This window comes from Modicisalibacter xianhensis, assembly GCF_900113605.1.
In the GTDB taxonomy this organism is placed as follows: domain Bacteria; phylum Pseudomonadota; class Gammaproteobacteria; order Pseudomonadales; family Halomonadaceae; genus Modicisalibacter; species Modicisalibacter xianhensis.
Genome location: NZ_FOPY01000008.1, coordinates 212969 through 237599, shown reverse-complemented (window position 1 = coordinate 237599; position 24631 = coordinate 212969). Strand labels below are relative to the sequence as shown.

The window sequence follows — 24631 nt, the reverse complement described above, 5'->3', positions numbered from 1 at the left end:
CCTCCTGTATTGTTGATTGTCGGAATATCAATGGAGAACGCAGCCCATGGAACGGGGCCCCCGCCAGGGTGGTGCGCTGCAAAACGATTCCATTTAAAACTACCCGGCGCACGATTGTCACGGCCAGGAGGCTGACCTTTGCCTTTTGTCTAATGCATGTACTGTTACTAAAATTGATGAAAAACTGATCATTTCGTAGCAGAACAACGATTCATCAAGGCCTGGATCGTTTGCTCAAGGACCTTGCACAGCTTTATCCACAGTTTCTGTGCATAAGCTCAAGCGCTGTGAAATTTTCTTCCCAAGTTTTGATGGCTACGTTAGGGAGAGTAGACTTTCGTGCATTTGCCGGCCAGCGTGCCGGCGCTTGCGTTTTTTGGCTGGAAGAAGGAGACCGATCCTTGCGCGGCTTGCCTGCAACCTTGCCGATACTGTTCGTGTGTGAAATCAGTTTCCTGCTCGGACATGGCTTGATCATGACGTTGCTCGGGGTGCGCATGTCCCTCGAGGGGTTCCCGTCGCAGATGGCGGGTCTGCTCATGTCGAGTTTCTCGCTGGGGTTCGTGCTGGGTAGCTATTTCATCGAGAAGCGTATCCGCTCGGTCGGGCATATCCGCGTCTTCGCGGCCTGTGCCGCGATGCTGGCGGTGACAGCCATGCTGCATGGCCTATGGATCAACCCTTGGGCCTGGCTAGTCTGGCGCGTGGCGGGTGGGGCATCCACCGCGGGCTTGCTGATGGTGATGGAGTCCTGGGTATCGGGCGAGTCGACCAACGAGAATCGTGGCAAGGTACTGGGCTGGTACATGATCATCTCTACCTTGTCGCTGGCTGGCGGACAATGGATGCTGAACCTGGCCGATCCGGGCTCTGCCGTGCTCTTTTCGGTGTCGGGCATTCTCTTTGCACTGGCCCTGGTGCCGCTGTCGATTCACCGCATTCACGGTCCATCCCAGGGTAGCCACGATATAGCCCACAAGATCAAGCTTCGCGACCTTTACCGGCGTGTACCGGTCGGCCTGGTAGGGGCGTTTACCGCCGGCCTGATGGCACAGGCGTTCTTTGCCATGACACCTTATTTTGGTCAGGAAATTGGCCTGACGACGCGTGAAACGTCCCAGTTCATGGCCATCACCACCATGGTCGCGTTGGTGGCGCAATGGACCCTGGGGCGTGTCTCGGATCGCATCGACCGTCGCAAGGTTATCCTTTTCATGGCGGTGGTGATGGCCGCGACCGGCAGTGTGATCTCCGTTGCGGCAGCCTACAGCTACCTGGCCCTGCTTATCGTGGCTTGCCTGCATACCGCAATGCTTCACACCCTCTATTCGCTGAGCCTGGCGCATACCCACGATTGGCTTGAGCCTGCCGAGAGCATTGCCGCCAATGCCAAGTTGATGATCTGGTATGGCATTGGCTCCGTCATCGGGCCGTTCAGTGCATCGCTGGTCATGCAGGTAGTCGGTCCCGAGGGGCTGTGGCTGTTCCTGGGTGCGGCTGCCTTGACCTTGGCCATGTTCGTGCTGGTAAGGCTGCATGGTCGGCGCGGGTTGGAGCCCGAGGTGGAGCAGGAGCCGCTGGCGCCCATGCCGCTGGTCGAGACGTCCCACTATATCAATGAGCTCGATCAGCAACGTTACGAGATGCAGCAGATCGAGATCGATTTTGAAAGCTATGACGAGCCCGACAGGGCGGAGTCAGTGACCGAAGACGCGGAAGAGGGCGTCGAAAGCAGAGCCTGACACCCGGCTTGGAGCGTCAGGCGATTTCACAGCGGGTATGATGCGGCAACAGCAATTCGACGGCTCGTTCCTGGTTGCTGGCCAGGCACTTCTGCACCAGGGCTATACCTCCAACGGCAATGCGGTGCTCGTCTCCTTCGGCAAAGGGTAATCGCCTCGAACAGGTTGGGTAGAAGCGATAGTCCAGCAAGGGGGAGATCGGAAAAATCCCGTGGAGTCGATCCGCATTGCCTACGAAACCGGCCTGCTGCATATCGTGATCGAGTGACTGCAGATCGCGCCCTACGCGGCCGCAATCGAAGCCCGCATGGTGAATGCGGGGGCCCATTACCGATAGCCAGGCTGCCAATGGATTCGATTGTTTCAGATGCTGGTAGGTTGCCCAGTCAGGCATCGGCCAGGGGCGACCTCGACAGAACAGGTTCTGACCGCGGCAATCCTGTGGGTGAGCGCGGTTTATCAGGGCCTCCAGCCGCTGGCGGGGCAGACGCGTTAACGTGCTTGGTTGAAATTCTGCCAGCACCAGCCAGGCGCTGTCATCGGGAGGAGCCAGCAGCGTAACCAGCAGTCCCCGATCCGCCATGGCGTAGGTTTCCATGCGGCGAAAGCCAAAATGATTCAGGGTCGGAAGCAGTTGCTCGGCACTGAAGGGGCCGTGGTTGAGCGTCACGAGTACCAGGTACTCGGCGTGTGCCGTGATCGGCTCGAGTTCTGGGCTGCCCAACTCGGGGTGCAAGTGGATGTAATCCAGCCACAACTGCTGCAGGAATTCTTCGCGTTGCATAATCGGTGGCCTCCTGGCGAGTGGCTTGCTGCTCCCTTTCGCAGTATAGGCATAGCCGACCGATGAGCATTCAACGTTAGACACATCACGAAAAAGACCCAAAGCCCAAAAGCATGGGCGATGCTTCGGATCAATGCGTGGAAAGCAGTTTCAGCCCGATGACGCCAAGCACGATCAGAGCGATACAGGACAACCGGGCCAGATCCAGCGATTCACCGAAAAGGATCACACCCACCAGAACAGTGCCTGCGGTTCCGATGGCCGTCCAGATAGCATATGCCGTACCGATGGGCAGGTGGCGCACGGCAAGTCCAAGCAGCAGGAAGCTGACGAAAGCGATAGTAATGGTCAGGACAGTGGGGAGGAGTCGAGTGAAGCCTTCAGTATATTTGAGTCCGATAGCCCAGCCGATTTCGAGTAGCCCGGCAAGGGCAAGCAATAACCAAGCCATGGTCATGTCTCATGCGGCGGGGTCGTCCCCAGAATCAGGCAAGACGCGAGGTCGTCCACGCGCGGCCGCACTGTAGTCCATGCACTGCCTTGGTGCAATGGCTGGAGCATAACGACAACGCCGACCTCTTGGGTCGGCGTTGTCGAAGCCAGGTTGGCCAATCGTTACCCGGCGATCAGTTGGCTGTCGACTCGGGCATCAAGGCATTGTCGCGTACATACTGATCGAATTCGGTGAAGCCACCGATATGTGTCTGGTCGACAAAGATTTGCGGCACGGTCTCGACCGGTTTGCCGATGGTCTTTTCCATGTCGGCCTTGGTGATGCCTTCTTCATGGATGTCGATATAACGATAGCTGAAGTCGTCGCGCGCTTCGCTCAGTTGCTCGGCAAGATCCTTGGCGCGAACGCAGAAGGGACAACCCGAGCGCCCGAAGATAACGGTCAGCATAGTGTTCTCCTGATGCAAGACTGTAGAGAGAAAGACAGAAATTTTGGCCCCATTGTTCCTCATCGCATCGTACATGGCCAATAGAGTCTGCCTACATCGTTTATTACGGCCCGCTATAGCGTTGTTACGACCCTTGGCTAGTCGTACTGAATGCGTTCCTCATCGGCCCTGATCAGCAGTTCCTTCATGGACTTGTAGAGATCGGGAGCCGAAGCCAGGAGATGCTCGCTGTACAGCTCTTCTGGCATGGTGTCGGGGACCGGATAGAGATGCCCCGTGCGAGCTCCGGCTTCGCGGGCAATCAACAGCCCGGCAGCGCTGTCCCATGGCGAGACGCTTTCGTAGTAGGCGTCCACCCGACCGCAGGCGACATTGCAGAGGTCCAGCGCGGCCGAACCACAGCGACGGATATCCTGACAATGTTCCATCACCGCAGCAAGGCGACGCATAAGCGGGGGGCGACTTTCACGACGGTAGGGGAAACCGGTGGCAACCAGGCTTTTTTCCAGAGAAGAGGCCGTACTGGCGCGTATCTGGCGGTCATTCAGTCGGGCGCCTTCGCTGCGCAAAGCAGAGAAGGTTTCCTCCAGGAAAGGAGCGTGCACCACGGCGACATGAACCTTGCCATCCTTGGCCCAGGCGATCGATACCGCAACATGAGGTAAGCCGTGGGCAAAATTAACCGTTCCGTCGATGGGATCGACGATCCACAATGGCCCCTTGCGTTCCAGGCTCTGCTTGTCGGGAGATAGCTCTTCGGTCAGCCTGGGTTCGCCAGGAAAATATCGCTCGAGCTGCTCGGCGATGAACTGATCCACTGCTACGTCGGCGTCGGTCACGAGTTCTGCGTTCTTCTTGTATCGCCGATCGAAAGCGCTGTGTGCCCTGGCGTCCTGAATCATGCGCCCCGCCTGCTTGGCGATTTCGATGGCGGTGACAAGCCGTTCGGCATCCCGCATTGTGGCCTCCTGCCGGAAATGGATATCGGGTCCCAGTCTAGCATTCTGAATGATGCAGTGCGGAATCCCTCTGTGCCATGATTCTATAATGACTGATCACTTGCCAGGACGAGCTGCTATGCAAGCACTACGCACCGATAATTATCAGCGTCTCGAGCGGCTGGCTCGTGCATGGCTGAGGCAGCATGCCCTGGAGTACAAGGACTCCGCTCAACGTAACCCGGCGCTGGGGGTGGATGCGTTGTGTTTTCAGGCATTCGAAAATGAGTTGGTTGGCGTGCTGGTCACGCCGCTTTCCTTGTCTCTGATCATCCTGCCATGTGACGACGGGAACGATGCCGATATCGGTGATACGTCAAGCGCCAATCGTCGTATCGTCACCCTGCCCAGCGGGCAGTACGCTTTCATGCCGGTGACCCTCGCTGACCTGGGGCAGCGCCTGTGGCGTTGCGAGCTGCTCGATGACATGTCATCACTGGATGGGCCGGACGAGGCTTGCCGGCTGGCACAACGAGTCATGCAGCGGGTGATGACGCCGACGACGGTCTCTGCCGCGGTCGACCGTGATAACCACTAGTTTTCCAGACAATTTCAGGGAGCAGACAATATGAGTGCGAATCCCAGTCCCGGTTCTCCGCGTGTAGCACTGGTGACCGGTACGTCCAGTGGTATCGGCGAGGCTGTGGTCAAGACCTTGTGCGGCTTGGGGCACCAAGTGCTTGCCGTGGACTTCAATCCGGCGGGGGAAACCGTGGCAGAAGCAGCTGGAGCGGCTTTCTTTCAGGCCGACCTGACCGACGCCGAGGCGTGCCGGTCAGCTGTCAGCGATGCGGTCAAACGCTTCGGGCATGTCGACATCCTCGTCAACAATGCAGGGATACAGCACGTCGAAAGCATAGAGTCCTTCCCCGAAGCCAAGTGGCGGCAGATCATCGACTTGATGTTGACTGCGCCTTTTCTGCTGACCCAGGCAGCATGGCCTTACATGCGCGAGGGGCAGTGGGGGCGTATCATCAATATCGCTTCGGTACATGCACAGGTGGCTTCACCCGGCAAGGCGGCATACATCAGTGCGAAACATGGCTTGATCGGCCTAACCAAGACTGCAGCACTGGAGGGTGGCGAGTACGGCATCACGGCCAATGCATTGTGTCCTGCCTACGTCCGTACGCCATTGGTGGACAATCAGATTGCCGATCAGGCACGCATGCATGGCATGGGCGAGCAGGAAGTCATCGAAAATATCATGCTCAAGAATGCCGCCGTCAAGCGCCTGATCGACCCTTCCGAGGTGGCATCGCTGGTCGCCTACCTGGCTTCCGACCAGGCAGGCGCCGTTACGGGGTCCAGCTGGAATATTGACCTGGGCTGGACTGCGCAGTAGAGGCCGTCAGCGGCGAACCGGGCGCTTCTGAAGCTTGCGCTGGAGCGTCCGGCGGTGCATGCCCAAGGCACGTGCCGTGGCGGAAATGTTGCCGTCATGCTCCTGCAGGACCTTCTGGATATGTTCCCAGGTGACCCGGTTGATGGAGGGAGGGTTATCGGCGATATCGATATCCGGATCACCGCTCTCCCGGTCGAAGGCCGTCACGATCTCGTCGGCATCGACTGGCTTGCACAGGTAATTGACGGCGCCCAGCTTGATGGCCTCGACTGCCGTGGCAATGCTGGAATAGCCGGTAAGCACCACGACCCGGCAATCCGGGGCGACAGCCAGCAGTTCCGGCAGTAGTTTCAGGCCTGACGAGTGCTCCAGCTTGAGATCCAGCGTGGCCAGGTCCGGCGGTGCCTGACGAACCAGGGCCATGGCGGCATCGGCGTCGTGAGCGATACTGACCTCGTAACCACGGCGTGTGAGAGCACGCTGCATGACATGACAGAACATTTCGTCATCGTCGACGATAAGCAAGCGTTCGTTGTGATCCATGATGGTCCTCTTTGCGAGCCGCGTCCCGCTGAACTACACCGCCTGTCCCGGGGCGGCACGGGGCAGCTTGACTTCGGTTAGTGTGCCGCCTTCTTCATGATTGTAAAGACTGACACCCCCTCCGAAGCGGTTGATGGTGGCATGGGTCAGGAACAGGCCAATCCCCATGCCCTTGCTCTTGGTCGAGACGAAGGTGTCGCCCAACTGATCGGCAATCGACATGGCCACGCCCGGGCCATGATCCCGGATATCGATCACCACCTCGTCGCTTTTCCAGTCGAGACAGATGAGGATATCCTCGGGGTTGGCGTCGGCGGCATTGTTGAGCAGGTTCATCAAGGCCTGCTCAAGGGTGGTGTCAACGGCCAGCCATGCGGTGCCACGCTTGCCGAGGATCTCGATGGTGTGAGTCACGTCCGGCCTTAGGACCAGCCAGCGTTGCACGACCTGTTCCAGCCATTGCTGCGCAGGGCGAATTTCCGGCTCCGCCAGGCGGCGCCGGTCGGCATTGGCAACCAGGTGCTGGAGGCGAGACTTGCAGGTATCGACCTGCTGGCGCAGCAGGTCGATGTCGGCTTCGAGTGTCTCGTTGCCTGCCGCATCCTGACGCATTTCCTTGAGCAGTACCGCCATGGTCGAGAGTGGCGTTCCCAGTTCGTGGGCGGTGCCGGCGGCCTGAGTGGCCACGGCCAGCACCTGCTCGTTGCGCAGGGCCGCTTCGCGAGTGCGTGACAGGGTCATGTCACGTCTGCGCAGGGCATGCGCCATCTTGTAGATGAAGAACGTGACCAGTCCGGCCGACAGGCCGAAGTTGATCCACATGCCCAGCACATGAAGGCTGATGCCCGGCCCGATCAACCCATGACTCAACTGGGGAACTGGCTGGTAGAACAGCATCAGAAACGTGTAACCGGCCATTGCGGCGCTGGCGACGATCCAGGCGTACAGCCAGGGCAGTGTCGCGGCGGCTATGGTGACGGGAACCAGATAATAGGTGATGAATGGGTTGGTCGAGCCACCCGTGTAGTAGAAGAGCAGCGTCAGTCCCGCAATGTCGGCCATCAGATGCAGCAGGTACTCGGTATCGGTAACGGCGCGAGGTCGACCCAGGCGCCACCATGTGGCGATATTGATCAGCCCCATGGCGACGATGACGCTGATGACCGGGATGACCCGCAACTGGAAATCCAGTACCTCGATCCCGAAGATGATCGCGCCAAGGTAGCCTGTCCAGGTGATTCCCCGTACGAAAGTCAGGCGAACGAGATTGCGATTGGGGGTGGACAGCGGCAGGGGTAGCGGCTGATGCATGACGACTCCGTCCGAATGGCTGGCGCCATGATAACGCATCATGCGTGTTCGTATGCCAGCGGATAGTTTGGCGCTATCCGCTGGTTCAGGTCCGCCTGCCTACGCGATTCGCTTGCCGCATGGTGCCGGTGAGCATTGGCCGCTTTCCATGCCGGCTCGGCAAGGTCGGCTCGGTGGCTAGAATTTCCAGACCTGAAGCAGGGGTTTCTTGAGACCTTCCCGTCGAGCCTGGTATTCGGCGGCTCGACGTGCCTGCTCTGCCTCTACCAGGCTGACCGGGGCTTCGTCTTCAGTCTCGTAAACCGTGGGATCGGCGGGAAGGACGGTCTGTTGCCCCAGGCGTAAGCCCACAGAGCGCACCACTCGTTGCGCCATGGTCATCGTGGCTCTCCTTGTCTTGTCGTGTTCGAGGCTTCACTGCCTCACATATACGATAATACACAAAGCGTTACGTTTGTAGTGTCCGAGCTGTCGAGCCGCCATGTCGGGAGGAGCTGCGAGCGATCAGGCAAGATCGACGGATTCTTGAAACGCAACAGAGCTACACTACCTCGGGCCCAGCGATTACAATCGTCGCCAGAACACACTTCCTCCAGCCGGGGCTTTTGTCATCAGGCCCGGCTGAGTACAAACTAGCGACATAGTTCAATGCCTGACAGTCAATTAGCCCACAATGCCGGGCTCCGCCGTACGTTTGCCATCATCTCCCACCCCGACGCCGGCAAGACCACCATCACCGAAAAACTGTTGCTGTTCGGAAACGCGATCCAGATGGCGGGATCGGTCAAGGGCAAGCGCAACGAGCGTCACGCCACCTCCGACTGGATGAAAATGGAGCAGGAGCGTGGCATCTCGGTGACCACTTCGGTCATGCAGTTCCCCTATAGCGGGCGGATCGTCAATCTGCTGGATACGCCGGGGCACGAGGACTTTTCGGAAGACACCTATCGCACCCTGACGGCCGTCGACTCGGCGCTGATGGTGATCGACGGGGCCAAGGGTGTCGAGGATCGCACCATCAAGCTGATGGAAGTCTGTCGCTTGCGCACCACGCCGATCCTGACGTTCATCAACAAGATGGACCGTGACATACGCGACCCCATCGAAGTGATGGATGAGGTGGAAATGGTCCTCAACATCCAGTGCGCCCCGATGACCTGGCCGATCGGCATGGGACGACATTTCAAGGGGGTCTACCATCTCTACAATGACGTCATCCACCTGTACAAGCAGGGGCAGGGCAACCGCATTCCAGACGACGTGCGCATCGAGGGGCTCGGCAATCCTGAGGTCGACGAGGTGCTGGGGGCCGATCAGGCCGAGGAACTGCGCATGGAAGTCGAACTGGTGCGTGGGGCCTCACACGAGTTCGATCTCGACGCCTATCGGCGTGGTGAACTGACGCCGGTCTATTTCGGTACCGCCATGGGCAACTTCGGTGTCCGCGAGATGCTCGACGGCTTCGTGGAGTACGCGCCGGCTCCGCAGCCCCGCGAGACCGATACGCGAGAAGTTTCTGCTGACGATGAAGGCTTCAGTGGCTTCGTGTTCAAGATCCAGGCCAACATGGACCCCAAGCACCGCGATCGCGTGGCGTTCCTGCGCGTATGCTCCGGCAAGTATGACAAGAACATGAAGATGCGCCATGTGCGCATCGGCAAGGACGTCAAGATCGCCGATGCCCTGACCTTCATGGCCTCGGATCGGGCGCATGTCGAGGAGGCCTGGCCTGGCGACATCATTGGCCTGCACAACCACGGTACCATTCAGATCGGCGATACCTTCACCGTGGGCGAGACCATGCGCTTCACCGGCATTCCCCACTTCGCGCCGGAACTGTTCAAGCGCGTACGTCTACGTGACCCGCTGAAGATGAAGCAACTGCAGAAGGGCTTGCAGCAGCTTTCCGAAGAGGGAGCCACCCAGGTCTTCATGCCGCTGGACAACAACGACCTGATCGTCGGTGCGGTTGGTGCGCTGCAGTTCGACGTGGTTGCCCATCGGCTCAAGGAAGAATACAAGGTCGACTGCATCTACGAGGCAGTCAATGTGCAGACGGCACGCTGGGTCTATTGTGACGATGCCAAGAAGCTCGACGAGTTCCGGCGCAAGGCAAGTGCTAACCTGGCCATGGATGGAGGGGGCTACCTGACGTACCTGGCGCCAACCCGAGTCAACTTGCAGATGACTCAGGAGCGGTGGCCGGAAGTGAGGTTCAATGCGACTCGCGAGCATTAACAGGGAGAAGTGGCGTGGCGTCGAAATTCCTCAAGGAATTCCGCGAATTCGCGGTCAAGGGTAATGTGGTGGACATGGCGGTGGGCATCATCATCGGTGCTGCCTTTACCGCCATCGTCAATAGTCTGGTCAAGGACATCTTCACGCCCCTGATTGGCCTGGCGACCGGGGGCCTGAACTTTACCAACCAGTTTCTGGTGCTGCGCGAGGGTGCCGGGACCGGTCCTTACAATACGCTGGCGCAGGCTCAGGCGGATGGGGCAGTCACGCTCAACTATGGTTTGTTTCTCAATGCCACGATCTCCTTCATGATCGTGGCGTTTGCCACGTTCCTGCTGATTCGCAACATCAACCGACTGAAGAACCTGGCGCAGGCGCCGGAAACGGCAGCGGCCCCGACGGTCAAGACCTGCCCCTTCTGCATCAGCAAGATTCCCATTCCCGCCACGCGCTGCCCGGCATGTACCTCGGAACAGCCTGGCGAGGGCTGACCCAAACTGACAGGAGTCATCGCACGGATGCTGATCGACGCCCATTGCCATCTCGACTTCGAAGTCTTCGACACGGATCGCGAGGCCATGTTTGCCCGGGCCCACGAGGCCGGGGTTGGACATTTCCTGGTGCCAGGTACGACGCGCCGGCGCTGGCCCGACGTCATCGATGTCGCCCGGCGCAGTGATGTCAGCCTGAGCCTGGGATTGCATCCCTATTTCATGCATGAACACGGTGAAGGCGACGTCAATGCGCTTGAGCAGTCGCTCGACGCTCACCCCGAGGCAGTGGCGGTCGGTGAGTGTGGTATCGATGCTCGCTTCGAGGAGACCCTCGATGATCAGTGGCTGCTGTTCGAGGAGCAGTTGCGCATTGCCAAGGCTCGCCGCTTACCCGTGGTGATTCATTGCGTGCATGCCAACGACAAGGTGGCCAAGCGCTTGCGCCAGCTGGACCTGCCGGCTGGCGGCCTGATACATGCGTTTGCGGGCAGTCCCGAGCAAGCCGCCAAGTTCATTGACCTGGGCTTCGTGGTCGGCCTGGGCGGGGCGACTACCTATGAACGGGCCAAGCGTGTCCATCGCGCCGTCGCTGCGTTGCCTGACGATGGCTTCGTGCTGGAGACAGACAGCCCTGATATGCCGCTATGCGGTTACCAGGGGCAACGCAACGAGCCTGAACGGATTGCCATGGTATGCCGCAGGGTTGCGGAACTTCGGGGGCAGGCCTATGAAGCGGTGGCCGAACACACGACGGCCAATGTCCAGCGTGTGTTCGGAGTGCCGTCTCAGGTGGGCTAGCCTGCCTGGCCGCTGCTGGCCAGGCTTTCGGGGTCGACCCGTTCCAGCGGGTAGGGTAGCTTGAGCCGCTTCAGGTGCTGGCCGGCCACCGATAGCGGCTCGGCCAGATCGTCGCGTGTGGTCATGACGGCCAATATCTCGACTTGGCCATAACCATCGATCTCCGCGCTTACCACTTCACCCAAGCTCTTGCCTTCGGCATCGAGTATAGGGGTGCCGTTCTCGGGCAGGGTTGCGCCATCGAGCTGGCCCCGAATCAGGCGCTTCTTGACCTGGCCTCGGAAATGAGCACGCGCTACCACTTCCTGTCCCGTGTAACACCCCTTCTTGAAGCTGATGCCACCCAAGGCTTCCCAATTGATCATCTGCGGCAGGTAGGTGTCCTGATGCGCGGCATTCAGCCAGACGAGCCCGGCCTGGATGTCATGCAATTGCCAGACGGCGTTACCGACCGGTGTGGCGTGCCTTGCCAGCGTCTTCCACACGCTGACGGCCTCGTCGTGAGGCAGACACAGTAGCAAGCGCGGTTTCTGGCCGGGATGGCGCAGTACCACGCGCTCGTCCTGGTTGATCTGCTGCCACGTCGTGGGTGGCCGCAGGCCCATGCGGGTCTCGACCAGGGCAGGGGCTTCACGCCCGATCAGGCCAATTGTCACGATATCGTCGCGCGGGGTTATTTCCGCCTTGTAGAACACCGCAAACTTCGCCAGATGCTTGCGTAACGGCTCGATCAGTTCGCGATCCATCAGCAGCCAGTAACGGCCCTCGGCGATACGCAGAAGTTGCGCATTGGCCAGCATGCGCCCCTTAGGCGTGCAGAAGACGGTTGGGGCGGCGAAATCGCCCTTGGCAAGACTGAGTTGGGCGCTGGTCTGGCCTTGCAGGAAGCGCTCAGCGTCGGCACCTGCAACCTCGAGTATGGCCAGATGAACCAGGGGCATGATCACGGTGTCGTCGTGGGCGCGGCGGGCCTGGTCCGGATCGCCGAAGTCGGCGTGACGTGAGTCGGGGAAGTGAGCGCCAAGTTGTTGAAGGTGGGCTATCCAGTCGGACATGAAGACTCCGTTGCGGCACGATGCTCGTTAACAGGGTATGAGGGCTGTCGAGACAAATTGCAAGTCGGCTTGCCATGTTGGGGCGACAGGATGGCGGCATGCTAGACTTCGCTGCGATAGTATCCAGTTTAGGAGTGCCCGATGAGCCATATCTCGCTGACTTTCGAAGGGGTGGAAAACGCCGAGCAGATCAATCGGCTGACAACGGCCCTGATGATGGTGGATGGCGTGGAAAGTGCCGAGGTAGGGCGTCACGGAGCCGATGTCGAAGGGAAGGTGCGTCGCGAGGCGCTGATCGCTGCCGTGGAGAAGCTCGGCATCAAGGTTCGCTGAACCTGCTGACAGGAGATCGCCATGACTATCGTGGTAACCAGCGAAGGGCAGGAAGGGTTGCGTCACCGCCTCGAGGTCGAGGGATTCGATGATCTGTTTGCTGATGGCCCCGGGTTCATCGGAGGCAGCGACAGCGCGCCGGATCCGCACGACTATTTCGACATGGCGCTCGGTGCCTGCAAGGCCATTACGGCGCGCATGTATGCACGGCGCAAGGAGTGGCCGCTGGAAGGGGTCAGGGTCAAGGTCATCCGGGATGACAGCCAGGAGCGTCACGGTACCTACCGGTTACTGGTCAGTATGGACTTCCTGGGCATCGAGGACGAAAAGCAGCGCAGCCGATTGCTGGAGATAGCCGAGCGTTGTCCGATCCAGCGCCTGATGACTGTCTCGCAGATCGAGATCGATACCGAACTGTCGGCGTGAGCGCTTGAACTTTTTCCCGGTCGGGCCCATCTCAGGCACATGAGCAAACCATTCCGAATTCATTCGAAATACCGTCCTGCGGGGGACCAGCCTGCTGCCATCGATGGGCTGGTCAAGGGCATCGAGGCGGGTCTGGCCCACCAGACCCTGCTGGGCGTGACCGGGTCGGGCAAGACGTTCACCATGGCCAACGTGGTCGAGCGCCTGCAACGTCCGGCCATCGTGATGGCGCCCAACAAGACGTTGGCCGCGCAACTCTACGGCGAGTTCAAGTCATTTCTGCCAGACAATGCCGTCGAGTACTTCGTCTCGTACTACGACTATTACCAGCCAGAGGCCTACGTGCCGTCGTCGGACACGTTCATCGAGAAGGACGCGTCGATCAACGACCATATCGAGCAGATGCGCCTGTCGGCGACCAAGGCGTTGCTGGAACGGCGTGATGCCCTGATCGTGGCCTCGGTCTCTGCCATCTATGGTCTGGGTGATCCCGAGCTTTACCTGAAGATGCGCCTGCACTTCAATCGCGGCGAGCTTATCGACCAGCGCACCTTCCTGCGGCGCCTCGCCGAACTGCAGTACACCCGCAACGACATGGATTTCCGCCGTGGTACCTATCGCGTGCGGGGCGACGTGATCGATATCTATCCGGCGGATGCCGAGGATGAGGCGGTGCGTGTCGAGCTGTTCGACGACGAGATAGACACAATTCGGCTGTTCGACCCTCTGACCGGCGAGATGCGTAGCCAGGTGCCGCGCATGACCATCTATCCGAAGAGTCACTACGTCACGCCGCGCGAAACCATCGTCCAGGCAACGGAGAACATCAAGGCCGAACTCATCGAGCGCCTCGAGTGGCTTCGCAAGCACGACAAGTTGGTGGAAGCCCAGCGTCTCGAGCAGCGTACACTCTACGATATCGAGATGATGCTGGAGCTGGGTTACTGCAACGGTATCGAGAACTACTCCCGCTATCTTTCCGGACGCAAGCCTGGTGACCCACCACCGACGTTCTTCGACTACCTGCCGGCGGATGCCCTCCTGTTCATCGACGAGTCCCACGTCAGCGTTCCCCAGGTCGGCGGGATGTACAAGGGCGACCGCTCGCGCAAGGAAACGCTGGTCGAGTACGGTTTCCGCCTACCGTCGGCACTCGACAACCGCCCCATGACTTTCGAAGAGTGGGAACGCATCTGTCCGCAGACCGTATTCGTCTCCGCCACGCCCGGCAACTATGAGGCGGAGCATGCCGGCCAAGTCGTCGAGCAGGTGGTGCGCCCTACCGGCCTGGTGGACCCCGAGGTCGAAGTGCGCCCAGCCTCCACCCAGGTGGACGATCTGTTGTCCGAGATCCGCCTGCGTACCGAGGTGGGCGAGCGGGTGCTGGTCACGACGCTGACCAAGCGCATGGCCGAGGACCTGACGGAATACCTCGACGAACATGACGTCCGGGTACGCTACCTGCATTCCGACATCGATACCGTCGAGCGTGTCGAAATCATACGCGACCTGCGCTTGGGCAAGTTCGACGTGCTGGTCGGCATCAACCTGCTGCGTGAAGGCCTGGACATTCCCGAGGTGTCGCTGGTGGCCATTCTGGATGCCGACAAGGAAGGCTTCCTGCGCGCCGAGCGCTCGCTGATCCAGACCATCGGTCGAGCGGCGCGTAATGCCCATGGCAAGGCCATCCTGTATGGCGACCGGGTGACCGATTCGATGCGCAGGGCGATCGACGAGACCGAGCGGCGTCGTGCCAAGCAGATCGCTCATAACGAAGCGCACGGCATCATCCCGAAGACAGTGACTCGCTCGGTGGCCGATATCATGGAAGGGGCCCAGACGCCCGGCAAGAAGGGCAGTCGCCGCAAGGGCGAACGTAAGGTGGCCGAAACGCAGGGCGATTATACGCTGGACGATCTCAAGGCGATGTCGGTTCCCGACTTGACCCGGGAGATCGGCAAGCTCGAGGATGCCATGCACGAAGCGGCACAGAATCTGGAGTTCGAAGAGGCCGCCCGCTTACGTGATCGCGTACATGCACTCAATGCACGTCTCATCGAATTGAAATAATCCTTCCTCCCTGATGGCCAGGCCGCATCATGCTGCTGCATGTGGCCTGGTGCCATCCTGTCTTGCTGGCGCAACCCGTTACTGCCGAATGATCCTCTGCGCTGGCATTTAAAAAGCGTTTATCTGCCGCTTTTAGGAAGTGAGGTATTGGTAACCGCTGCGCATGTTCCCCTCACGAGTCATATCTTCTGTCGCTTGCGTGAGATGCCGGTCAATCTTTTTGCAAGCGCCTCGCCAAGCGGCGAAATGATGGGTTTCCCTGTGCTTTACAGTGCGACACACGGCTGCCAATAATAGACTCGAACACCCGCTTGAATGCGGTGGCTTGCCTACGATAACAAGAGATGGAAAATCGCATGAAGAATATGATGCACAAGTCGCTGTTGGCCTTGGCCATTGGCGCAGGGATGACCAGCCTTTCCGCGCAGGCCGAGATTACCATCGGACTTGCCGGCCCCGTGACCGGACCGGTTGCCCAGTACGGTGACATGCAGTTCATCGGTGCTGAAATGGCTATCGAGCAGATCAATGCCCAGGGTGGCGTGAACGGCGAAATGCTCAAGGGCGTGAAGTACGACGACGCCTGTGAGCCGAAGCAGGCGGTGGCCGTGGCCAACCAGATCGTCAACGACGGTGTTCAGTTCGTCGTCGGTCACCTGTGTTCAAGCGCTACTCAGCCGGCCTCCGATATCTATGCCGAAGAAGGCATCCTGATGATCACGCCGGCCTCCACCAGCCCCACCATCACTGAGGCAGGCTACGAGACCGTGTTCCGTACAATCGGTCGCGATGATGCCCAGGGGCCGGTTGCCGGGCGTTTCATCGCCGAACACATCAAGCCCGAACGCATGGCGATCATCCATGACAAGCAGCAATACGGCGAAGGCGTGGCGACGGCAGTGCGCGATACCGTCGAGGAGGCTGGCGTCAATGTGGTGGTCTTCGAGGGGATCACGGCAGGGCAGCAGAACTATTCTTCATTGGTTTCCAAGCTCAAGCGCGAGAACGTCGACTTCGTCTACTACGGCGGCTACCACCCCGAGTTGGGTCTGATCCTGCGCCAGTCCAAGGAACTTGGCTTCGATGCCCAATTCATGGGCCCGGAAGGCGTCGGTAACCCTGACATTTCCAAGATCGCCGGCGAAGCTTCCGAAGGGCTGTTGGTGACGTTGCCCCAGGCTTTCGAGACCGATCCCAAGAATGCCGAACTGGTCGCCGCCTTCGAGGCCAAGAACCAGGATCCCTCCGGTCCGTTCGTGATGCCTGCCTACACCGCGGTCCAGTTGATGGCCGAGGGCATGAAGGCAACGGAGTCCACTGACCCCTACGAAGTCGCTGAATACCTGCACCAGAACACATTCGATACGCCAATTGGCGAGGTCAAGTACGACGAGAGTGGTGATCTCGAGGAGTTCAACTTCGTCGTATACAACTGGCACGCCGATGGCACCAAGTCCAAGGCCGATACTGGCGAAGCGCAGTCCGACGCAGCCCAATAACATCCACGCCTTGGTTTAGCATGGCTTCACCGTCGCTTGAGCGACGTCGACCTTCGCCTGGCCGGTCAAAAGCCGGCCAGGCGTCTTTGCGCAGGTAATTCCTCATGGAAGCTTCTCTCTACTTCCTTCAGCAGGTGATCAACGGCCTCACCATAGGCAGCACCTACGCGCTGATTGCCATCGGTTATACCATGGTCTATGGCATCATCGGCATGATCAACTTTGCTCACGGCGAGATCTACATGATCTCGACCTATGTGGTGTTCATCGTCATCGCCGGCCTGTCGATGCTGGGTATCGATAGTACCGTGTTCCTGATGGCGGCCGCCCTACTGGTCGCGGTCATCGTGGCCAGCGCCCACGCCTTTGCTGTCGAGCGGGTAGCCTATCGCCCCGTCCGTGGCTCCAAGCGCCTGATCGCGCTGATTTCCGCCATCGGCATGTCGATCTTCCTGCAAAATTATATCCTGCTGGCGCAAGGGTCGCGTGACAAGGCCATCGCCAGCCTGATCCCGGGAGGCTGGCAGTTCGGCGGCGATGGCTTCGCCGTCAACCTTTCCTACATGCAGGTCATCATCTTTGCCGTCACGCTGCTCAGCATGACGGTGCTGGCGCTGTTCATCTCTCGCTCGCGCCTGGGTAGGGCCTGCCGGGCCTGTTCGCAGGACCGCGGCATGGCCAATCTTCTGGGCATCAATACTGACCTGATCATCTCGATGACGTTCGTCATTGGCGCCGCGCTGGCCGCCGTGGCCGGATTGTTGCTGGGCATGTATTACGGGGTGGTCAACCCTTACATTGGCTTTCTGGCCGGTCTCAAGGCGTTTACCGCGGCGGTGCTCGGAGGAATCGGGAGCATTCCCGGGGCCGTTCTGGGTGGCCTGATCCTGGGCGTGGCCGAGGCACTGACAGGGGCCTACCTCTCCACTGAATACAACGACGTGGTCTCGTTTGGCCTGTTGATTCTGATCCTGTTGTTCCGCCCATGGGGCATCCTCGGCAAACCCGAAGTGGAGAAGATCTGATGAAAGGCAAGTTGCTTCCCGCTTTCTTCGCTGCCGGGCTGACGTTGCTGCTGGGCGCCTCCGTGCTTGGTGTGCAACTGCAGTCACAGGGGATCGAGACGGTTGTCGTCGTGCACGGCCCATTGACCTGGCTGGGCTTGTTCGCAGCGGCTGCAGTAGTGTTCGCCTACCAGTTGGTCAAGGATCGTGTACAACGGGTTCGTCAGAACGCCCGGCAAGGTTCGCGCTTCCGTCTGCCCGCCTTTCTCGAGAACCATGCCCAGCGCCGCCTCATGATCGCGCTGGCCATCGGTGCCTTGCTGATGTTTCCGTTCATGGCCGAACGCAGTGCCGTGGATATCGCGACGCTGACGTTGATCTACGTGATGCTCGGGCTGGGACTCAACGTGGTGGTGGGGCTGGCCGGTCTGCTCGATCTTGGTTACGTGGGGTTCTATGCGGTCGGCGCGTACACTTACGCCTTGCTGAACAGCTACTTCGGTTTCAGCTTCTGGGAGGCGTTGCCCATTGCCGGAGGCATGACGGCGCTGTTCGGCTATCTACTAGGCTTTCCGGTGCTGCGCCTGCGTGGCGACTACCTGGCGATCGTCACGCTGGGCTTCGGCGAGATCATCCGCATCCTGCTCAACAACCTGACCGAGATTACCGGTGGGCCCAACGGCATTGCCCGTATTCCCGAGCCTTCCCTGTTCAACCTGCAGTTCGCTCGCCGTGCCGATGAAGGGTATACCTCGTTCCATGAGTTCTTCGGCATCGCCTACGATCCGACCCACAAGGTGATCTATCTCTATATTCTGGCGCTGCTGTTTGCACTGGCGGTGGCCTACATCATCTATCGGCTGATGCGCATGCCGATTGGCAGGGCTTGGGAGGCGCTTCGCGAAGACGACATTGCCTGCCGTTCGCTGGGCCTGAACCCGACGGGGGTCAAGCTATCCGCGTTCACCATCGGCGCAAGCTTTGCCGGGATCGCCGGGTCGATCTTTGCCGCACGCCAGGGATTCATCAGCCCGCTGTCGTTCACCTTCATCGAGTCGGCCATCGTGCTGGCGATCGTCGTGCTTGGTGGGATGGGATCGCAACTGGGAGTCGTCCTGGCGGCGGTAGCCATGACACTGCTGCCAGAAATTGCCCGCGAGTTCAACGAGTACCGCATGCTGCTGTTCGGTTTGATCATGGTGCTCATGATGGTATGGCGCCCGCAGGGGCTGCTGCCGCTCAAGCGTCCGCAGATGGAGTTGAAACGTGGCTGATACCCCTTTGCTTTCCGTACGTGAGCTCTCCATGCGCTTTGGTGGGCTGCTGGCAGTCGATCGGGTCAGCATGGATGTGGCGCCCTGTGAAGTCGTGTCGATCATCGGCCCCAACGGTGCCGGCAAGACGACCGTATTCAACTGCATCAGTGGCTTCTACCGACCCACGGGGGGGGAAGTCATCTTCGAGGGCAAGCCGATGCATCGCCTGCCTGGCTTCAAGATCGCCCGGGCGGGTATGGTGCGCACCTTCCAGAACGTTCGCCTGTTCAAGGAGATGACCGTCATCGAGAACTTGCTGGTGGCCCAGCACATGCAGGCCGAGCGCAACCTGCTTAAAGGTTTGTTTCTGACACGGGGCTTTCGTCGTCGCGAGGCCGAGTTGATGGATCGCGCTGCCCACTGGCTGGAGCGGGTGGGGCTGATCGAGTTCGCCAACCGCGAGGCAGGCAACCTGGCTTATGGTCAGCAGCGTCGCCTGGAAATTGCACGTTGCATGGTGACGCAGCCCAAGTTGTTGATGCTTGACGAGCCGGCGGCCGGGTTGAACCCCAACGAGACGCGAGACCTGGATCGCCTGATCGTCCAGCTCAAGGAGGAAGAAGGCATTACCGTACTGCTGATCGAACACGACATGAGCCTCGTCATGGGAATTTCCGACCGTATCTACGTGGTCAATCAGGGCCAGCCCCTCGCCAATGGGACTCCGGAACAGGTGCGCCGAAATCCTGAGGTGATCAAAGCCTACCTGGGGGAGGAGTAGCGTATGGCGATGCTGGATGTCGTCAACCTGACGACACACTACGGGCCGATACAGGCGCTCGATGATGTTTCCCTGAGCGTTGATCGTGGCGAAATCGTGACGCTGGTGGGTTCCAACGGGGCGGGCAAGACTACATTGCTGATGTCCATCTGCGGCGACCCCAAGCCGACCTCGGGCACCATCCGCTTCGAAGATGAAGAAATCCAGGGCATGACCACGTCGCGCATCATGCGTTCCGGTCTGGCGGTCGTGCCCGAAGGGCGGCGCATCTTCACCGGCATGACGGTCGAAGAGAATCTTGCCATGGGCGGTTATTATCGCGACAAGCAGGAAATCGCCCGGGATACCGACTATGTGCTGGCGCTCTTTCCCCGGCTCAAGGAGCGCTATCATCAGCGTGGCGGTACCATGTCGGGAGGCGAGCAGCAGATGCTCGCCATCGCGCGCGCTCTGATGAGCCGGCCTCGGCTGTTGTTGCTTGACGAACCTTCGCTGGGGCTGGCGCCGATCATCATTGCCCAGATCTTCGAAATCATCGAGAAGCTGCGCGACGAGGGCACGACGATCTTTCTCGTGGAACAGAATGCCCATCGTGCCTTGTCGATAGCCGATCGCGGTTATGTGCTTGAGCATGGCCGCGTCGTGCTGGCGGACAGCGGCAAGGCGCTACTGGCCAACGATGAGGTGCGCCGCGCGTATCTTGGTGGTTGAGGGAGCGTGGCTGGGCGGAGCCCCTTTTCTGGGCTCCGCCTTTTATTGTTCCGACACTTATACCGTTATCTTGTTTGCATTTTAGTAGGGTAGAGCCCAGCAGAGCCTGCCGCCGATGTTTCAGTCAGGTATAATCCGCGCCCACTGGAACCTCGCCATTGGCTGCCTGACCGGCCATGTCGCGTGTCTCGTTTTCTGCCAGGAGTTCTTGTCAAATGACCGTGATCCGCCAGGATGATCTGATCCAGAGCGTTGCCGACGCCCTGCAGTACATTTCCTATTACCACCCCAAGGATTTCATCGACGCGATGCACGCAGCGTATCAGCGTGAGGAGAATCCGGCGGCAAAGGACGCCATTGCGCAGATCCTGATCAACTCCCGCATGTGTGCCATGGGCCATCGTCCGATCTGCCAGGATACTGGCATCGTCACCGTTTTCGTGCATGTTGGCATGAATGTGCGTTGGGAGGCCGAAATGAGCCTCGACGATATGATCAATGAAGGGGTGCGTCGGGCTTACCAGCTTCCAGACAATGTATTGCGTGCCTCGGTCTTGGCCGATCCGGATGGCAAGCGTCAGAATACCAAGGACAACACGCCGGCAATCATCCATCACAAGATCGTTCCCGGTGACACGGTCGAGGTGCATGTGGCCGCCAAGGGCGGTGGCAGCGAGGCGAAGTCCAAGTTTGCCATGCTCAATCCCTCCGACAGCGTGGTCGACTGGGTACTCGAACAGTTGCCCAAGATGGGCGCCGGTTGGTGTCCGCCCGGCATGCTGGGTATCGGTATCGGCGGTACGGCGGAAAAGGCCATGGAGATCGCCAAGGAAGCACTGCTTGATCCTATCGATATTCAGGAGCTGCAATCACGTGGGGCAAGCAACCGTGCCGAAGAGCTGCGTCTGGAGTTGTTCGACAAGGTCAACAAGAGCGGCATTGGCGCCCAAGGCCTGGGTGGTCTGACAACGGTGCTGGATATCAAGGTCAAGGATTATCCGACGCATGCCGCGAACAAGCCGGTCGCCATCATTCCCAATTGTGCAGCGACCCGTCACGTGCACTTCACCCTGGATGGCAGTGGCGCTGCCGATCTGCCGGCGCCCAAGCTCGAAGACTGGCCGGAGATCAGTTGGGAAGTGGGGGATAACGTGCGCCGGGTCAATCTGGATGACGTGACGCCAGAAGATGTTCAGTCCTGGCAGCCTGGCGATACCATCCTGCTCTCCGGCAAGCTGTTGACCGGTCGCGATGCAGCACACAAGCGAATGGTCGACATGCTGGCCAAGGGACAGGAGCTTCCCGTGAGCATGAAGGGACGCTTTATCTATTACGTCGGGCCGGTAGACCCCGTGCGTAACGAAGTCGTCGGTCCGGCCGGCCCGACGACAGCCACGCGCATGGACAAGTTCACCCGCACCATGCTGGAAGAGACTGGCCTGCTGGGCATGGTCGGCAAGGCTGAGCGTGGACCGATGGCGATCGAAGCTATCCGTGACAACGAGGCCGTCTACCTGATGGCAGTCGGTGGTGCCGCCTACCTCGTTGCCCAGGCGATCAAGAAGTCCCGTGTCGTTGGCTTCGAGGACTTGGGTATGGAAGCGATCTACGAATTCGAGATTGAGGATATGCCGGTGACCGTGGCGGTGGATAGCCGGGGCGAGTCGGTACACCAGACTGGCCCCGCCAAGTGGAAAGAGATTATCGCTGAACGGGCCTGATAGGGTAGGCTCCGGAGCAGCAGGTGTCGCGGCCCCGCCTTCGGTGGGGCCGTGTCGTTAGGTAATTGGACGCTTTCGGCGTATCTTGGTGTGCCATTGCATAAGGAGCCGCAATGACATCCTGGCTTGTAGGTCTTGGCGTTTTTCTCTTCCATCTAGGGGGGGCAATCTCCGCCGTCCTTGCACTCATGTCCAGCCGCACGTCTCAGGGCGCCGTGGCCTGGATCATTTCGCTGGTAACCTTTCCCTACGCTGCCTTGCCGGCTTACTGGGTCTTCGGCCGGCCGCGCTTCTACGGCTATGTATCGGCACGTGGCGAGCATGATACTGCGCTGCGCCGAATACTCGAGCGCTACCGTCCGCTGATTGCGCCTTATCTGGCGGATTCTCGGCGGGGCAATGTGCGTGCCGTCGAGCGCTTGGCAATGATGCCAATGACCAGTGGTAATCGCGCCGAACTGCTGATCGATGGCGATGAGACGTTCGACAGCCTGTTTCAGGGCATCGCCGAAGCCAAGGAATATATTCTCATCCAGTTCTTCATCGTGCGACGCGACCGGCTGGGGATCGAGCTCAAGAATCGTCTCGAGCGGCAGGCCGCGCGTGGCGTACGCATCTATTTCCTGTTTGATGAGATAGGTTGCCGGGGACTTACCGATGGGTATCTCGATGACTTGCGTCGTGCCGGTGTCGAAGTCAGTGCCTTCAATTCCTCGCGAGGGTTGCGGCACCGTTTCCAGCTCAATTTTCGTAATCACCGCAAGGTGATGGTCGTGGATGGCCAGTATGGATGGACGGGGGGGCTCAATGCCGGCGTGGAATACCTTGGCGAGGACCCACGTCATGGCCCTTGGCGCGATACGCATCTCAAGCTGTCGGGACCCAGTGTGCTGGGCCTTCAGGAGGCATTCTGGGAGGACTGGTACTGGGCTACGGGCAAGGTGCTGGCACTGACATGGAAGCCTGAAGTTACCTGCACCGAATGCCAGAATGTCGTCATCGTGCCTTCAGGACCGGCTGACCCCCAGGAGACTGCCAGCCTGCTGACTCAGCATTCCATTCACAGTGCGCAGCACCGTTTCTGGGTCACGAGCCCGTACTTCGTGCCCGACCAGGGCGTGCAGGATGCCTTGCGCCTGGCGGCGTTACGTGGCGTCGACGTGCGCGTCATGATCCCCGAACGCCCCGATCACTTGCTGGTATTCCTGTCAGCATTCTCGTTCCTGCCGGATATGTTGCGTGCTGGGGTCAAAATATACCGTTATCAACCCGGTTTCCTTCATCAAAAGGTGACGCTGATCGATGATCACAGTGCTGCTGTGGGTACGGTCAATCTGGACAATCGCTCGTTTCGACTCAATTTCGAGTTGACGGCATTTATTCCCGATCGAGGCTTTGCCGATGAGGTTGAAGCCATGCTGGAGCGCGATTTCGAGCATTGCCGCGAAGTCACGCTCGAGGAGTTGGAACGACGCCCCCTATGGCGAAAGCTCGTGTCACGTGCCGCCTACCTGATGGCGCCAGTCCAGTAGCCATCATCTATGTCGCGGCATGCTTTTCATGAATCCCGACATCCCCGTGGTGGTGGGGTGGCAGGAAAGGTAAACTCCTGTTTTCTCTGCCGGCGCATGTGGATCCGGCTGACAACTGACGTACCGGAGTCGCGGTGAATCTTGAAACCAAATGGCTGGAGGATTTCGTCGCCCTGGCCAATACGCGCAGTTTTTCCGCCTCGGCGCGTCAGCGCCATGTCACCCAGCCGGCATTCAGTCGCCGGATTCGCTCCCTGGAGCAAGCGGTAGGCAAAACGCTTGTCGATCGATCCACAACACCGGTCGGGCTGACACCTGAAGGACAGCTCTTTCTGGTGACGGCTCGCAATCTTGTCGAACAGCTCAACGAGTGCCTCGGTCACCTGCGTGGCTTGTCGATGGCCAACGAGGCGCTGGATATCGTCGCGGCGCATTCACTGGCGCTGGCCTTCTATCCACGCTGGATTTCCCGGCTGCAGAAAGGCGTCGGTGAGTTGCCTACACGCCTGGTGGCAATGAATGTAGGCGATGCCATCCATGTGCTGCGTGAGGGCAACTGTGATCTGATGCTTGGATATCACGATCCGTATGCCACCATGCAACTCGATGCTGAAGTGTTTCCCTCGTTCTCGATTGGCAATGCCAAGATGATCCCGGTCTGTCTGCCGGATGCCGATGGTTTGCCTTGCTTTCCACTGTCGGGTGGCGACTCGATTCCTTTTCTCTCCTATACCCAAGGGGCTTTTCTCGGACGCAGTGTGCGCATGATGCTCAAGAACGATCCCTTGCGCCTGCGTTTGAAAACGGTCTACGAGACTGCGATGGCAGAAGGGCTGAAAGGGATGGCATTGCAGGGCGTGGGGATGGCGTGGATTCCCGACTTCTGTATCCGTGAAGAACTGAACGGCGGACGGCTGGTACGCGCCGGGGATGCCCAATGGGATATTCCGCTCGAGGTGCGCCTGTACCGATGCTCGCTGGTTCACAAGCCTGGAGTGGAACGCTTGTGGCGCCAGATGATGAAGCTACCCAGGGATTTCCTGCAGGCCTGACTGGCATTTGTTCGGCTTTCCGTGCTTCCCGCTTGG

25 protein-coding genes are annotated in these 24631 nt (G+C 59.6%); 17 read left to right on the top strand and 8 right to left on the bottom strand.

Translation table 11 applies throughout. From position 1 onward, the window contains the following. The first annotated feature begins 401 nt into the window (after window positions 1–401). Window positions 402–1742: an MFS transporter gene (locus BM194_RS11835; RefSeq protein WP_092846981.1), complete on the top strand. Its 1341-nt coding sequence runs from the start codon at window positions 402–404 to the stop codon at window positions 1740–1742. 16 nt (window positions 1743–1758) lie between these two features. On the opposite strand, the gene BM194_RS11830 is transcribed toward BM194_RS11835, so the two are convergent. The 4 genes from BM194_RS11830 to BM194_RS11815 all read right to left on the bottom strand — a co-directional run bounded on the left by BM194_RS11830 (window position 1759) and on the right by BM194_RS11815 (window position 4387). Then, window positions 1759–2526, bottom strand: coding sequence for a VOC family protein (locus BM194_RS11830; protein ID WP_092846979.1), 768 nt, complete (start codon window positions 2524–2526; stop codon window positions 1759–1761). A gap of 130 nt (window positions 2527–2656) precedes the next feature. Continuing rightward, window positions 2657–2977 carry a DMT family transporter gene (locus BM194_RS11825; protein WP_092846977.1) on the bottom strand — a complete coding sequence of 107 codons (321 nt, stop codon included), beginning with the start codon at window positions 2975–2977 and terminating at the stop codon, window positions 2657–2659. Window positions 2978–3152: 175 nt separating this feature from the next. Then, complete coding sequence (locus tag BM194_RS11820; RefSeq protein WP_092846975.1) at window positions 3153–3428, bottom strand: GrxA family glutaredoxin; 276 nt, start codon at window positions 3426–3428, stop codon at window positions 3153–3155. A gap of 137 nt (window positions 3429–3565) precedes the next feature. Continuing rightward, window positions 3566–4387, bottom strand: a complete 822-nt coding sequence (locus BM194_RS11815) for an inositol monophosphatase family protein (RefSeq protein WP_092846973.1) — start codon at window positions 4385–4387, stop codon at window positions 3566–3568. Window positions 4388–4505: 118 nt separating this feature from the next. Between BM194_RS11815 and hybE the strand changes: the two genes are divergently transcribed. Both hybE and BM194_RS11805 read left to right on the top strand, forming a co-directional pair. Continuing rightward, window positions 4506–4964 carry a [NiFe]-hydrogenase assembly chaperone HybE gene (gene hybE / locus BM194_RS11810; RefSeq protein ID WP_177223398.1) on the top strand — a complete coding sequence of 153 codons (459 nt, stop codon included), beginning with the start codon at window positions 4506–4508 and terminating at the stop codon, window positions 4962–4964. Between the two features lie 30 nt (window positions 4965–4994). Continuing rightward, window positions 4995–5771 (top strand): 3-hydroxybutyrate dehydrogenase, encoded by a 777-nt coding sequence (locus BM194_RS11805; RefSeq protein ID WP_092846969.1) that lies wholly within the window; start codon window positions 4995–4997, stop codon window positions 5769–5771. A 6-nt stretch (window positions 5772–5777) separates the two neighbouring features. Here BM194_RS11805 and BM194_RS11800 read toward each other — a convergent pair whose 3' ends face one another. The 3 genes from BM194_RS11800 to BM194_RS11790 form a co-directional block, all read right to left on the bottom strand. Next, window positions 5778–6314: a response regulator transcription factor gene (locus tag BM194_RS11800; protein WP_177223397.1), complete on the bottom strand. Its 537-nt coding sequence runs from the start codon at window positions 6312–6314 to the stop codon at window positions 5778–5780. Between the two features lie 33 nt (window positions 6315–6347). After that, on the bottom strand, window positions 6348–7625 hold the full coding sequence (locus tag BM194_RS11795; protein WP_092847030.1) for an ATP-binding protein: 1278 nt from the start codon (window positions 7623–7625) through the stop codon (window positions 6348–6350). A 177-nt stretch (window positions 7626–7802) separates the two neighbouring features. Continuing rightward, window positions 7803–8006, bottom strand: a complete 204-nt coding sequence (locus tag BM194_RS11790; protein ID WP_092846965.1) for a hypothetical protein — start codon at window positions 8004–8006, stop codon at window positions 7803–7805. A 267-nt stretch (window positions 8007–8273) separates the two neighbouring features. Between BM194_RS11790 and BM194_RS11785 the strand changes: the two genes are divergently transcribed. The 3 genes from BM194_RS11785 to BM194_RS11775 are packed head-to-tail and all read left to right on the top strand — an operon-like array spanning window position 8274 to window position 11155. Beyond that, window positions 8274–9863 carry a peptide chain release factor 3 gene (locus tag BM194_RS11785; RefSeq protein WP_092846963.1) on the top strand — a complete coding sequence of 530 codons (1590 nt, stop codon included), beginning with the start codon at window positions 8274–8276 and terminating at the stop codon, window positions 9861–9863. A gap of 14 nt (window positions 9864–9877) precedes the next feature. Next, window positions 9878–10354 carry a large conductance mechanosensitive channel protein MscL gene (gene mscL, locus BM194_RS11780; RefSeq protein ID WP_092846961.1) on the top strand — a complete coding sequence of 159 codons (477 nt, stop codon included), beginning with the start codon at window positions 9878–9880 and terminating at the stop codon, window positions 10352–10354. A 27-nt stretch (window positions 10355–10381) separates the two neighbouring features. Continuing rightward, complete coding sequence (locus BM194_RS11775; RefSeq protein WP_092846959.1) at window positions 10382–11155, top strand: TatD family hydrolase; 774 nt, start codon at window positions 10382–10384, stop codon at window positions 11153–11155. Here BM194_RS11775 and ygfZ read toward each other — a convergent pair. Beyond that, a complete protein-coding gene (ygfZ, locus tag BM194_RS11770) occupies window positions 11152–12210 on the bottom strand; it encodes a CAF17-like 4Fe-4S cluster assembly/insertion protein YgfZ (protein ID WP_092846957.1) in 1059 nt (352 codons plus the stop codon). The genes BM194_RS11775 and ygfZ overlap by 4 nt on opposite strands. Before the next feature lie 141 nt (window positions 12211–12351). Between ygfZ and BM194_RS11765 the strand changes: the two genes are divergently transcribed. The 11 genes from BM194_RS11765 to BM194_RS11715 all read left to right on the top strand — a co-directional run bounded on the left by BM194_RS11765 (window position 12352) and on the right by BM194_RS11715 (window position 24595). Then, window positions 12352–12543: a hypothetical protein gene (locus BM194_RS11765; protein WP_092846955.1), complete on the top strand. Its 192-nt coding sequence runs from the start codon at window positions 12352–12354 to the stop codon at window positions 12541–12543. A gap of 21 nt (window positions 12544–12564) precedes the next feature. After that, window positions 12565–12969 carry an OsmC family protein gene (locus BM194_RS11760; RefSeq protein ID WP_092846953.1) on the top strand — a complete coding sequence of 135 codons (405 nt, stop codon included), beginning with the start codon at window positions 12565–12567 and terminating at the stop codon, window positions 12967–12969. Between the two features lie 39 nt (window positions 12970–13008). Further along, window positions 13009–15039 carry an excinuclease ABC subunit UvrB gene (gene uvrB, locus BM194_RS11755; protein ID WP_092846951.1) on the top strand — a complete coding sequence of 677 codons (2031 nt, stop codon included), beginning with the start codon at window positions 13009–13011 and terminating at the stop codon, window positions 15037–15039. Between the two features lie 356 nt (window positions 15040–15395). Further along, window positions 15396–16538 carry a branched-chain amino acid ABC transporter substrate-binding protein gene (locus tag BM194_RS11750; protein ID WP_092846949.1) on the top strand — a complete coding sequence of 381 codons (1143 nt, stop codon included), beginning with the start codon at window positions 15396–15398 and terminating at the stop codon, window positions 16536–16538. 104 nt (window positions 16539–16642) lie between these two features. Then, complete coding sequence (gene livH, locus BM194_RS11745) at window positions 16643–17563, top strand: high-affinity branched-chain amino acid ABC transporter permease LivH (protein ID WP_092846947.1); 921 nt, start codon at window positions 16643–16645, stop codon at window positions 17561–17563. Continuing rightward, the gene (locus BM194_RS11740) at window positions 17563–18816 is read left to right on the top strand and encodes a high-affinity branched-chain amino acid ABC transporter permease LivM (protein WP_092846945.1); all 1254 of its coding nucleotides are present in this window, start codon (window positions 17563–17565) and stop codon (window positions 18814–18816) included. The genes livH and BM194_RS11740 overlap by 1 nt, the downstream gene beginning before the upstream one ends. Next, window positions 18809–19579, top strand: coding sequence for a high-affinity branched-chain amino acid ABC transporter ATP-binding protein LivG (gene livG / locus BM194_RS11735; protein ID WP_092846943.1), 771 nt, complete (start codon window positions 18809–18811; stop codon window positions 19577–19579). The genes BM194_RS11740 and livG overlap by 8 nt, the downstream gene beginning before the upstream one ends. A 9-nt stretch (window positions 19580–19588) precedes the next feature. Then, window positions 19589–20290: an ABC transporter ATP-binding protein gene (locus tag BM194_RS11730; RefSeq protein WP_092847028.1), complete on the top strand. Its 702-nt coding sequence runs from the start codon at window positions 19589–19591 to the stop codon at window positions 20288–20290. Window positions 20291–20505: 215 nt separating this feature from the next. Further along, window positions 20506–22011, top strand: coding sequence for a fumarate hydratase (locus BM194_RS11725; RefSeq protein ID WP_092846941.1), 1506 nt, complete (start codon window positions 20506–20508; stop codon window positions 22009–22011). Window positions 22012–22124: 113 nt separating this feature from the next. Next, window positions 22125–23543 (top strand): cardiolipin synthase, encoded by a 1419-nt coding sequence (cls, locus tag BM194_RS11720; protein ID WP_092846939.1) that lies wholly within the window; start codon window positions 22125–22127, stop codon window positions 23541–23543. A 134-nt stretch (window positions 23544–23677) separates the two neighbouring features. After that, window positions 23678–24595, top strand: a complete 918-nt coding sequence (locus BM194_RS11715; RefSeq protein WP_092846937.1) for a LysR substrate-binding domain-containing protein — start codon at window positions 23678–23680, stop codon at window positions 24593–24595. Window positions 24596–24631: the final 36 nt, after the last annotated feature.